Consider the following 11904-nt stretch of genomic DNA (forward strand, 5'->3'; position numbering starts at 1 on the left):
GCGACCGCCGGTCTCAGCCACATTGTCTTTGATCTCGCTTTAACGGCGCAGCAATGTCGATATCTGCGTGTGGGAAAACATCAGTTTCGCTTTCACCGCATCAGATATGACGAACGGGTAGATGTCCGACATACCAATCGAGCGATTGACATGATTGAGTGACATTCCGTAGGCGGCGCCAACGCGGATCAGCGCTTCGCTATCCTTTTCCGTATAGGGGTTCAGGTCTATGTCCGATGTTTCGGACATATTGAGCCCCGTCGCCGTCGCGCTATCAATAATATCGGTGAGATGCAGCACATGCGCCGTCGTTTCAGCCCAATCCTCGTGCGGATGACTGGAAGCGTATTTTGTGATGTGATCGCGGGCCCATACGGGCGGCGGTCCGTTTTCATAATGCGCTTTTAAAGCCTCGCCATAATCGGCTGTTTCATCGCCAAATAAATTCCGAAACGAGTCTATAAAACCATCCGTTCGGCTTAACCTGACGAAGAGGAAATGTGCGATTTCATGGCGGAAGTGCGCCGTCATTGTTCTCAGCCGTTCGGACATATCCGTTTGCCGTTCAAGCCGGGTGACGGGGTCGCTTTCCTCAACATTGATCGTGATAAGACCCGCGTCATGCCCCATGATAATGGTCTTATCGCCAATGGCGGTGTGCTCGGCCAGAAGGTGAAACCGTGGACGTTCACCCGGATCTGTCGACGTGAACCAACCCCACCGGGCCAAATTAGCCAGAACCCACCGTTTGGCCGCTTCAGCCTTTGACCAGAGGGTAATATTTTCTGTTCGGTAGGTGTCGGGAACAATGTCCGTCATCTCGCACGACCGGCAGAGGTCATCCTGCCCGTCCTCCTGAGCGATCCAGTTACAGGAAATTGTTTGGCGGTTTGCACACCCTTTTCCGTCTGTTTTTAAGACGTCAATGTCAGGGTCGTAGAAAAGCTCAGTGCCGCACACGCAGCGTAAATTATGAAAGAACGCTGTCCCGCCACAATGATTGCAAGTGTAAAGTCGCATCGGACCGCTCGCTTCTTTCTGAATCTATGACGCAATAATCGCCTTTAGACATAACGCCGGAGAGCGGAGAAAGTTCGACTGTTTTAATCGTTCAAACAGCCCATCAAAACAGCTTTCTACGCTACGCCCCAAATCGCCGACGGCGCACTGATCATCACGGCGTTGGTGAGGTTCTAGCTAAGTTAGACCGGGAAGCATTGCCGCGTGGTCTTAAATATTGAAAATTCATAGAGTTCGAGGGCAGTTCTTGATCCTCATTATATTTTAGCCGAACTTTAAAAACATGAGTTGAGGATCGCGGTGCCCCTAACCAGATTGAAAATCGATCGAAGTCTTTAGGGCGAATGGGCTGCGATAGAGGAACCGTCAAAGTATAGGTCGTTCCAGACGGCTTAAAAGCCACATCATAACTTCCCGTCGGTTCAAACCCCGTTGAGCCGAGTCCTTCGGGCGGAGAAATAGACACAAACGTCCTAAAATTGATAGTTTGCGTTTTGCTGTCTGCACCCTCTTGCCACGTGACGAGCAGGTTCCCGTTCACCATCACGCCACACCCATAAGGCATTTTCGTTAAATCCTCCTCGGTGAGTGAAATGTTTCCAGAGCGCGGCTCCTCTCCGTAAAGAATGGCGTATGCATTTGATAATATGTCCGGCGTGGCCAGAGCACGCATACAAGGGATATGCACCTTCGCCCATGCTGCGCTTTCTGCTTCGAAATCATCGCCATCGGTAAGGGCGTCAGCCGCCCTAATATCTGCGCCTGAAATACCGTAAGGTTCAAGCAAGGGCGACATATCAAACATATACCGCGCCCCAAGAAGGCTAGACGAATCCAGCTTACTTGACGGCAAGACCTGTGGGTTTTGTGATGCGGGACCTTCAATCGCCGCTGTCATAACAAGGCTGGTTGGCTCACCCCATCCGTCATTGGTAAATTCAATTTCGCCGACAACACCTTCGTGATGTGTAAATGCCATTAAAGGCCGATTGTCAGGCGTACTTGTTTGAACATCAATACTGGCCTCGGTAACAAAGATCGCTTCATCACTATTATTGACCAACTTTATATCCAAACCGACCTTGGGCAGGTTAAAGTATGGGCCTTCGCTGAGTATGCCGACGCGTTTAGGTTCAAGGTCAAAATAATCTGTTGTGTAAGATATCAAATACTCTGTGCCCGACGTCTCCAACTCATAGTCCACTTGATATTGGTCAAAAACGTCCCAGTCCTCACCCACGTCGGGTTGTTGCTCTGCGAGCGAGACAATCATTTGAACGGTCCCTTCAACCTCATCGCCTTGGGATGTGAGCCGACTTCCGTTCAGGAGTAATGATGTCACCGCCCCTAAAAAAGCAACGAGAGAGACAACAAGGGTGACGGCTTTTTTGATGCCCGTACTTAGGGGAGATATCTTCGTATCGGGTGTCTTGCTCATAGGTTTCACTACTCCATTTCGAAGACGCTTAAGACGTTATAAAAGAACCCTTTAGACGTGATGTATCTAAACTCTGCACCCTCATCCGAACTCAACCAGCTCATTTATTTCACTACACTTACCGCTCCAAACACCACATCAGCACCGCTTTTTGCGCATGCAGCCTGTTTTCGGCTTCGTCCCAAATTGCGGATTGCGCGCTTTCCATCACGGCGTCGGTAATTTCTTGGCCGCGATAGGCCGGCAGGCAGTGCAGCACGACCGCGCCCGGTTTCGCTTTGGCGACGCGGGCTTCATCCAGATTATACGGCGAGAGCATTTCTAATCGCGCATCGTAATCGTCGTCGCCCATTGAGACGAAACAATCCGTGATCAGCGCATCCGCGCCAGCGGCCGCCGCGTCAGGGTCATCGGTCAGAGTGATCTTCGCCCCAGCCGCCCGCGCGCGCTCAACCTCTTGCCCTTGCAAGCGGTAGCCATTCGGACTCGCGACAACGAGGTCGATCCCGGTTTGCGCGGCAAGATTGACGAAGCTCATGGCGACATTATTGCCATCGCCAACCCAGGCAATGCGCGCGCCTTTGAGGGTCAGACCCCGTTCTTCCAGCGTCATTAAATCGGCGAGTATCTGGCACGGGTGGTTATAATCCGACAGACCATTAATGATGGGAACCGTCGCATGACGCGAAAATTCGGTCAGGGTTTCGTGGCTTTTCACCCGCATCATAATCGCATCGACATAGCGGGATAAAACGCGCGCTGTGTCTTTCACGGGTTCACCGCGTCCGAGTTGCATCGTGTCCGATGTGGCGACAATCGCACTGCCGCCGAGTTGACGCATGCCTTGTTCAAACGAAAACCGCGTGCGTGTCGATGATTTCTCAAATATCATCGCGAGCGTATGACCCGCCAGCGGCGCGTCATCATCTACGGTCCCTTTCGGCTTGTCGCCTCGCGCCGATTTACGCGCATGCGCATTATCCAGAATGGACCGAATATCATCGGCGGTCAGATCGTTTAAGGAGAGAAAGTGGCGCATAGGCCCGCTTAGCGCAAAGTCACGCGCGAGATCAACGATCCACGGATAAGATCGCAGACAGACTCGACGCCCAAACGGCACCGATCATTTTCTTGATCATGGCAACATGCGGCGGCTAGGCCCCTGTGATTCCCAAGACAGGTGATGCTTTTCCGACAAATTGTCATATTTTCCCTTGTGACGACCCTCGCTTTGCGAAAGAACGAATATGGAACATTCTGCCGTTTAAAATGATTCAGTCACGACAATGTGGCGAACATCGCCCGGAACTGAACAGGTCAAGCCACTCAAGACTGCGGCTGACAAGAGAGACGAACGGAGAGTGCAGAGCATTATGGAATGGTCCGGCCAACAACAAAACGCCATCGACGCGGTTGCCAAATGGCATAAGGCCGGGGCGGACCAAGTGCTCCGCGTGTTTGGCTATGCAGGCACCGGCAAGACGACCTTAGCTAAGCATTTTGCTGATTCCATCGAAGGGCGAACAGAATTTGCCGCTTTCACGGGCAAAGCCGCGATTGTGATGCAGAAAAACGGCTGTATCGGCGCCTCGACTATTCACAGCCTCATTTACCGCGCCGAAACCGATGAGGACACGGGCGACGCGATCTTCAAATTGGACAGTTCTGGCGCGGCGCGTGATGCGGCCCTCATCGTGATCGACGAGTGCTCTATGGTCGATAAGGCCATCGGCACGGATTTAATGTCCTTTGGCGTGCCCATTCTCGTGCTCGGCGACCCGGCACAGCTCCCCCCCGTCAAAGGCGGTGGGTTTTTCACCGACCAGACCCCGGATATTATGCTGACAGAAATCCACCGGCAGGCGGCGGATAATCCGATCATTCGCTTAGCCACAGAGGTGCGCATGGGGCGGACGCCGGACTATGGTCAATATGGCGAGAGCCGCGTGATCTCTGCTGCTGATATAGACGCCGCACAGGTCACAGCAGCCGATCAAGTCTTGGTCGGCACCAACCGGTCGCGCCATCTTTATAATCGGCGCCTTCGCGACCTGTTGGATAAGACGGACCCGCTTCCCATGATGGGCGACCGTTTGGTCTGTATCCGCAATGATCGGCTGAAAAAGATTTTCAATGGGGGGCTCTTTGATGTCGTGCGGAGCCAGCCGCACCCTGAGAAAAAGGGCTGTGTTCGATTGACCATCGCGTCCGAAGACTTCCCCACTCGCTCCGCACTCACCGTGACCGTGCGCGAGGAATTCTTCCTCGGCGGGGCGGAGAGCATTGATTGGCGAGATCTGCGCGGGCAGCAACAGTTCAACTATGGTTACGCCCTGACCGTGCATAAAGCGCAAGGTTCTCAATGGAATGATGTGGTGCTGTTTGATGAGAGTCGGGTCTTTGGCGACGACCGACAACGCTGGCTCTATACGGGTATCACGCGCGCCAGTGAGCGCATTACGATCGTGCGCTAGCGCAAAAGTGACTCACAATATTTAGCCCAATCACCCGCATACAATTGGCTTTCAAAGCCATTACGCAGCCCCGCAGAAAGTAACCTCGTATGAGTGATGTTCCCGAGCGTTTGGGCCGTGACGCCTTCGAAAGTTTAATTGCACGGTCTAATCAACGCGTCATCGGCGCTTCGGTGATCAATCAAGACCTGACGAAGCTAGACGTTCGAGATGTGGTATTTGAAAATTGTGATTTTAGCGGGTCCGATATGTCGGGAAGCGACTTGGACGGAGCAACCCTGACGCGTTGCAAGGCGTTTGAAACCAAATTTAAGTTTGTTCAGGCGGATGATACGACATTCGAGAACTGTAATTTGTCCATGACTGATTGGGACGGGGCTCACCTCGCCTCAAGTCGTTTTGAGGGCTGCAAACTCACCGGCGCGAGCTTCCGTCAATCCCATTGCCTTGGCCTCAGTTTTCAGGAGTGTGTGTTAGTCGGCGCCAGACTTCAAAAATTCTCCTTTAGAAAGGAAACACTGCATCGAAACGACTTCTCTGAAGCCGATTTAGGGGGGGCTGATTTCCGCGACGTAAATTTGAAACAGCGTAGCTTGAGAGACGCCTCCCTTAAGCGCGCCAAATTCCAAGGCGCAGACCTACGGCATTGTGACTTAGGCGGCCTAACCCTGACCGATGCGACCGTCTTAAAAGGTGCCCTCATCTCGAAAAATCAAGCCGCCGAACTCTTAGTCGGTTTAGGTATCTTAGTGCGGTGACCACAGGTCCGACCGCTCCCTAACCCCGCCATGATGCGGGGGCTCTATCCGCTCTAGGTCTCTTCGGTCTTTAAACTGGATTTCGGCAAGACAGTGTATTGTTTGCGGTAAAAAATGCGGCTCTATCAAAGCGGTGGTTTTGGCATTGGATCGCCATCGATCGCGCACAAAAAAACCCGCCAGAGGCGGGTCAATTTATTGGTTGCGGGGGTAGGATTTGAACCTACGACCTTCAGGTTATGAGCCTGACGAGCTACCGGGCTGCTCCACCCCGCGCCAAGAGAAACAGCATATATTTATCTGCGCTGGGAGTTACAACCCTTGTGTTCAGCTTTGCTCAGTTTTTTTCATCAATCCCAATATCGCCCTCTTTGGGCATGATCGATTATGCGCGGGACGATCCCTAAGGGTCAGGCTTTGTTATTTGGACTTTTCTAGCTGCGGCCCTAGAGTGAACAAAACCATTAGGCTTGCGACACGGCCTTGGCATGAAAGTTCTTTATGACATTCAAACACTGGCCACAGACCTTAGCCCTTGGATCCGCCATGATTGCGTTGAGCGCCTGTGGGGGGGGGTCAACCAGTTCCGCGCCTATCGCGGTTGTCCCCCCCGCGCCCGTGCCGCCCACGCCGCCCCCCGCTAATATAACCATTTCGGGTATTGCGACCTTTGACCGAGTTCCCCTCAATACGACCAATGGATCGGGGCTCAATTATAACGCGACAAGACAAGACCCCATTCGCGGGGCCATTGTCGAACTTGTGAACAATAGCGGTACGATTTTAGAATCCGCCACGACCACAGCAACAGGGGCCTATTCCTTCACCGTCGCAACCGGAACATCCGTTCGGGTGCGCGTTAAGGCCCAATTATTACACACCGGCGGGTCGAGCGATATTGATCTGTCCGTTGTCGATAACACGAATAGTAACACGCTTTATGCCTTACAGGGCAGCCTCGCCGCCGCGTCGACCACGACGGCCACACGCAACTTGAACGCCGGATCTGGCTGGGGCGGAACGTCTTATACAGGCGCCCGATCCGCCGCCCCCTTTGCGCTGCTCGACACGCTCTATGATGCCACGCAGGCTTTTGTCGCCGTTGATGCGAATATCGATTTTCCGACATTAAATATTTTTTGGAGCCCGCAAAACCGAAGCGCCAGCGGCGACGTGACCCAAGGTGAAATTGGCACCTCCTCCTTCACGCGAATCGGCGGCGTTCCCACGATCTTGATCTTGGGCGATGCTGATGCCGACACAGATGAGTATGATGAAAGCGTCATCACCCATGAATTCGGCCATTACTTCGAACGCGCTTTCTCGCGGGCGGGGAGTATCGGTGGATCCCACAGTTTAAATAATCGCCTTGATATGCGGGTCGCTTTTTCTGAAGGGTTTGGCAATGCGCTGGCGGGATTCATCGATAACCCGCGCTATCGGGACAGTTTCGGGAATGACCAGTCGAGCGATTTTGGCTTTGAATTAGAAGCCAATACATATGCCCAACCGGGTTGGTATTCAGAAGGGTCTATTCAATCAGTCCTCTACGACATTATGGACGCCAATTCCGATGGCGCGGATGTCGTTAGCGGCGGCCTGGGTCCGGTCTATCGGACATTAATTTCGACAGATTACGCTAACACGAACACAGCGACATCTATATTCACCTTTGATACGGCCCTAAAAACCGAAGGCTCCCTTCAAGCGGCCTCATTGGATGCGTTGCTAACCGCTCAAAACATTATCGGTCGGGGGGCTGACGGCGCCGGTGAAACCAATGATGGCAATATTCCATCCGCCTTGCCTGTTTACAAAACACTATCCATCGGCGGAGCGGCCGTTGAAGTCTGTTCTGTTGATGATGCTGGGGAATATAATAAGCTGGGGAACCGCGCTTTTCTTACCCTGAATGTGCCCGCAACCCAATCTGTTACACTTACCGCTGATGCCGTTGACGGGGCTGGAACAAGCGATCCAGACATCTATATTTACCAACGCGACACCCGGATCGCGACGGCTATTAGCCCGGTCAATAATACCGAAACGCACTCACGCAATTATGGCGCGGGCGATTATATTATCGTCGTGTTTGACGATGCCAATGCGTCCGTTGACGGCACAGGGATCGACAAGTGCTTTAATGTGCAGGCGCAATAAGATGGCGCGATCAAACAGAAAGATAGTGATGACCCAGTTATTCTCGAAATCATTCGTCCTGAGCCTAACGTGTACGGCCATGATCGCCTCAGGCTGTGCGGAAGGTACAAGTGGCGTGCCCACAAAAGTCGCGCATAAAGTGGCACCCGAGATGACAGTTGCAACCGTTAAGCCCGGGGCGGCCCTCCAGTTCTCTTCACAGATGCAGGGCGATCTGTCCGTCGGCGCTTATACGGATATCGAGATCACGATAGATCCGTCCTATCAGACAGGCATACTGCAGGCGACCGCGACGGGGACAGACGGATTAGAGGTTCTCGCAAGTGGGGCGCAACTGCATCATGATATGGCGACGGGTCGTGCCGAGTGGCGCGTGGCTGTCCGACCAAAAGATGATGGGCTTCACTATCTAAACATTATGGCGACTGTGTCCGGTCTCCCGTCGGGCGAACCGACAGCCCGCGCGTTCTCTATCGCGGTCGATCCCGGCACAAAAAGCGAGCCCCGTGACGGTGTGACAAAACCGATGATCGTGCAAAGCGGCTCTGAAAACTTGGCCGTTTTCGAAGCCGAAGAGACAATTATTCCTGAAAAATAAATCCTTTAAACAGCTTTTCATTTGATTTGAATTTCAGGGAGCCCTGTTCGTCTATGACGAGCAGGGCTTTTTTATTGCGTTTCGTGTCCTAGGCACACGTCTGCCCGAACAGACGGTACAGCCCCCTCCTATATATGGACACAAAAAAGCCCCGTCGGTTTCCCGCGGGGCTTTATATGTTTTGTGTGTAACGGAGGGATTTGCTATTTTTGTGGTCTGGATAAACCGGGCGATGACCTACTCTCCCGTGCCTTAAGACAAAGTACCATCGGCGCTGAGACGCTTAACGACCGAGTTCGGGATGGGATCGGGTGGGGACGTCTCGCTATAACCACCCGGTTAATGCAGACCACGTAATTTCGCAAAATATTGAATAGTAAAGATATCGTCTGACCGTATGCGCACACACATGACTGGTAAGCCACGCGCATGAACGCCAACGAGATCGAGTAATCAAGCCAATCGAGTTATTAGTACTGGTAAGCTTCACGTGTTACCACGCTTCCACACCCAGCCTATCAACGTCCTAGTCTTGAACGACTCTCAAGGGAGCTCTCGTATTGAGGGTGGTTTCCCGCTTAGATGCTTTCAGCGGTTATCCGTTCCATTCATAGCTACGCTGCAATGCCGCTGGCGCGACAACAGCTCCACCAGAGGAATGTCCACCCCGGTCCTCTCGTACTAAGGGCAGATCCTCTCAAAACTCCTACTCCCACGGTAGATAGGGACCGAACTGTCTCACGACGTTCTAAACCCAGCTCACGTACCGCTTTAAATGGCGAACAGCCATACCCTTGGGACCTTCTCCAGCCCCAGGATGCGATGAGCCGACATCGAGGTGCCAAACAACGCCGTCGATATGGACTCTTGGGCGTCATCAGCCTGTTATCCCCAGAGTACCTTTTATCCGTTGAGCGATGGCCCTTCCACGCGGGACCACCGGATCACTATGACCGACTTTCGTCTCTGCTCGAGTTGTCACTCTCGCAGTCAGGCTGGCTTATGCCATTGCACTCAACGACCGATTTCCGACCGGTCTGAGCCAACCATCGCGCGCCTCCGTTACTCTTTAGGAGGCGACCGCCCCAGTCAAACTACCCACCAGACAATGTCCCGGATCCGGATAACGGACCGCGGTTAGACATTCATAAAAACAAGGGCGGTATTTCAAGGACGACTCCACATGAGCTAGCGCCCACGCTTCATAGTCTCCCGCCTATCCTACACAAATTGTTACAAATGGCACTGTCAAGCTGTAGTAAAGGTTCATGGGGTCTTTCCGTCTAGCCGCGGGTACCTCGCATCTTCACGAGGAATTCAATTTCACTGAGTCTATGCTGGAGACAGTGGGGAAGTCGTTACGCCATTCGTGCAGGTCGGAACTTACCCGACAAGGAATTTCGCTACCTTAGGACCGTTATAGTTACGGCCGCCGTTTACTGGGGCTTCAATTCGGAGCTTGCACCCCTCCTTTTAACCTTCCAGCACCGGGCAGGCGTCAGACCCTATACGTCGTTTTGCAACTTCGCAGAGCCCTATGTTTTTAATAAACAGTCGCCACCCCCTGGTCTGTGCCCCTGACAAGTACTTGCGTACCAGCCAGGCCTCCTTCTCCCGAAGTTACGGAGGTAATTTGCCGAGTTCCTTCAGCATAGTTCTCTCAAGCGCCTTGGTATTCTCTACCTGATCACCTGTGTCGGTTTAGGGTACGGTCATATATGGGGGCTATTTCCAGGAACTGCTTCACTGCACACCCAATCCAATAAGGATGTACAATACACGCAATCCGTCACCACCCAATGGCCCAGTAATATTAAACTGGTTCCCATCGACTACGCATTTCTGCCTCGTCTTAGGGGCCGGCTAACCCTGCGCTGATTAGCATTGCGCAGGAAACCTTGATCTTTCGGCGAAGGGGTCTCTCACCCCTTTTATCGTTACTCATGTCAGCATTCTCACTTCCGATACCTCCAGGACCCCTCACAGGACCCCTTCACAGGCTTACGGAACGCTCCGCTACCACGCACATAAATGTGCGTCCGTGTCTTCGGTAAATCACTTTAGCCCCGGTACATTTTCGACGCAGGAGCGCTTGACCAGTGAGCTGTTACGCTATCTTTAAATGATGGCTGCTTCTAAGCCAACATCCTGGTTGTCTAAGCACTCTCACATTCTTTACCACTTAGTGATTATTTAGGGACCTTAGACGACGGTCAGGGCTGTTTCCCTTTCCACTACGGACCTTAGCACCCGTAGTGTGTCTGCCTGATATTACTCCTAGGTATTCGGAGTTTGGTTAGGTTTGGTAAGTCGGTGAGACCCCCTAGCCCATCCAGTGCTCTACCCCCTAGGGTATTCATCAGACGCTCTACCTAAATAGATTTCGCGGAGAACCAGCTATCTCCAAGTTTGATTGGCCTTTCACCCCTAGCCACATGTCATCCCGTCATTTTTCAACATAAGTGGGTTCGGTCCTCCAGTGAGTGTTACCTCACCTTCAACCTGCACATGGCTAGATCACTTGGTTTCGGGTCTGATCCTACAAACTCAATCGCGCTATTAACACTCGCTTTCGCTACGCCTACACCTAACGGTTTAAGCTTGCTTGTAAGACCAAGTCGCTGACCCATTATACAAAAGGTACGCCGTCGCCCTGCATGTCCCGAAGGACAAGAAGGCTTCGACAGCTTGTAGATTTCCAGTTTCAGGGACTGTTTCACACCCCTCGTCGGGGGACTTTTCACCTTTCCCTCACGGTACTAGTTCACTATCGGTCGCACAGGAGTACTTAGGCTTGGAGGGTGGTCCCCCCATATTCAGACAGGATTTCACGTGTCCCGCCCTACTCATGGACCATAATACTCATTACACCTACGGGACTGTCACCCACTTTGGTCGTGCTTCCCAACACATTCGGTTTAGATTATTATAGCCACTGGCCTGATCCGCGTTCGCTCGCCACTACTAACGGAGTCTCGGTTGATGTCCTTTCCTCCGGGTACTGAGATGTTTCAGTTCCCCGGGTTTGCTTCTTTAGTCCTATGTATTCAGACTAAGATAACTCGACAAATGTCCGATGCAAACCTGACACCCGGCAAGCCGGATAATCAGATAAACATCAGAATCTGTAGAGTTGGGTTTCCCCATTCAGAGATTCCGGGGTCAAAGGTTGTTCGCACCTCACCCGGACTTATCGCAGCGTACCACGTCTTTCATCGCCTCTGTGCGCCAAGGCATCCACTAGAAACCCTTGTAACGCTTGATTCTTCGATCTCGAGAGGGCCGCATCGCCAGAAGATGATGCGGCCTCAATGTTTGGCGCTCATGCGCGAGGATTGCCAGTCGATGTAACTGAACTCTCGCGTCTGAGCATATGCCAGACGATATCTTTACTATTCAAAGCCTACCCTAAGAGAATGTTTTAATAAGCATCCGAAGATGCCGAAGTTTTTTCTG

General features: G+C 52.5%; 7 protein-coding genes, 1 tRNA gene and 2 rRNA genes. 4 read left to right on the top strand and 6 right to left on the bottom strand.

All coding sequences use genetic code 11. From position 1 onward, the window contains the following. Positions 1 to 39: 39 nt before the first annotated feature. The 3 genes from IE105_RS04895 to argF form a co-directional block, all read right to left on the bottom strand. Complete coding sequence (locus IE105_RS04895) at positions 40 to 1020, bottom strand: zinc-binding metallopeptidase family protein (RefSeq protein ID WP_189496033.1); 981 nt, start codon at positions 1018 to 1020, stop codon at positions 40 to 42. Between the two features lie 154 nt (positions 1021 to 1174). After that, positions 1175 to 2458, bottom strand: coding sequence for a hypothetical protein (locus tag IE105_RS04900; protein ID WP_189496035.1), 1284 nt, complete (start codon positions 2456 to 2458; stop codon positions 1175 to 1177). Between the two features lie 118 nt (positions 2459 to 2576). After that, the gene (argF, locus tag IE105_RS04905) at positions 2577 to 3497 is read right to left on the bottom strand and encodes an ornithine carbamoyltransferase (RefSeq protein WP_189496037.1); all 921 of its coding nucleotides are present in this window, start codon (positions 3495 to 3497) and stop codon (positions 2577 to 2579) included. Positions 3498 to 3819: 322 nt separating this feature from the next. Here argF and IE105_RS04910 point away from each other — a divergent pair, with 322 nt between their 5' ends. Further along, the gene (locus IE105_RS04910) at positions 3820 to 4932 is read left to right on the top strand and encodes an ATP-dependent DNA helicase (RefSeq protein ID WP_233353995.1); all 1113 of its coding nucleotides are present in this window, start codon (positions 3820 to 3822) and stop codon (positions 4930 to 4932) included. Positions 4933 to 5021: 89 nt separating this feature from the next. Continuing rightward, a complete protein-coding gene (locus IE105_RS04915) occupies positions 5022 to 5690 on the top strand; it encodes a pentapeptide repeat-containing protein (protein ID WP_189496039.1) in 669 nt (222 codons plus the stop codon). Positions 5691 to 5889: 199 nt separating this feature from the next. Here IE105_RS04915 and IE105_RS04920 read toward each other — a convergent pair. Further along, positions 5890 to 5966: transfer RNA gene (locus IE105_RS04920), tRNA-Met, on the bottom strand. Positions 5967 to 6191: 225 nt separating this feature from the next. Between IE105_RS04920 and IE105_RS04925 the strand changes: the two genes are divergently transcribed. Together IE105_RS04925 and IE105_RS04930 are read left to right on the top strand one after the other, a co-directional pair. Continuing rightward, complete coding sequence (locus IE105_RS04925; RefSeq protein WP_189496041.1) at positions 6192 to 7850, top strand: hypothetical protein; 1659 nt, start codon at positions 6192 to 6194, stop codon at positions 7848 to 7850. 28 nt (positions 7851 to 7878) lie between these two features. After that, positions 7879 to 8448, top strand: a complete 570-nt coding sequence (locus IE105_RS04930) for a hypothetical protein (protein ID WP_189496043.1) — start codon at positions 7879 to 7881, stop codon at positions 8446 to 8448. Between the two features lie 224 nt (positions 8449 to 8672). Here IE105_RS04930 and rrf read toward each other — a convergent pair. Both rrf and IE105_RS04940 read right to left on the bottom strand, forming a co-directional pair. Further along, positions 8673 to 8787 (bottom strand): 5S ribosomal RNA (gene rrf / locus IE105_RS04935). Positions 8788 to 8897: 110 nt separating this feature from the next. Next, positions 8898 to 11713 (bottom strand): 23S ribosomal RNA (locus IE105_RS04940). Positions 11714 to 11904: the final 191 nt, after the last annotated feature.

It is taken from the genome of Algimonas arctica, assembly GCF_014652695.1.
In the GTDB taxonomy this organism is placed as follows: Bacteria; Pseudomonadota; Alphaproteobacteria; order Caulobacterales; family Maricaulaceae; genus Litorimonas; species Litorimonas arctica.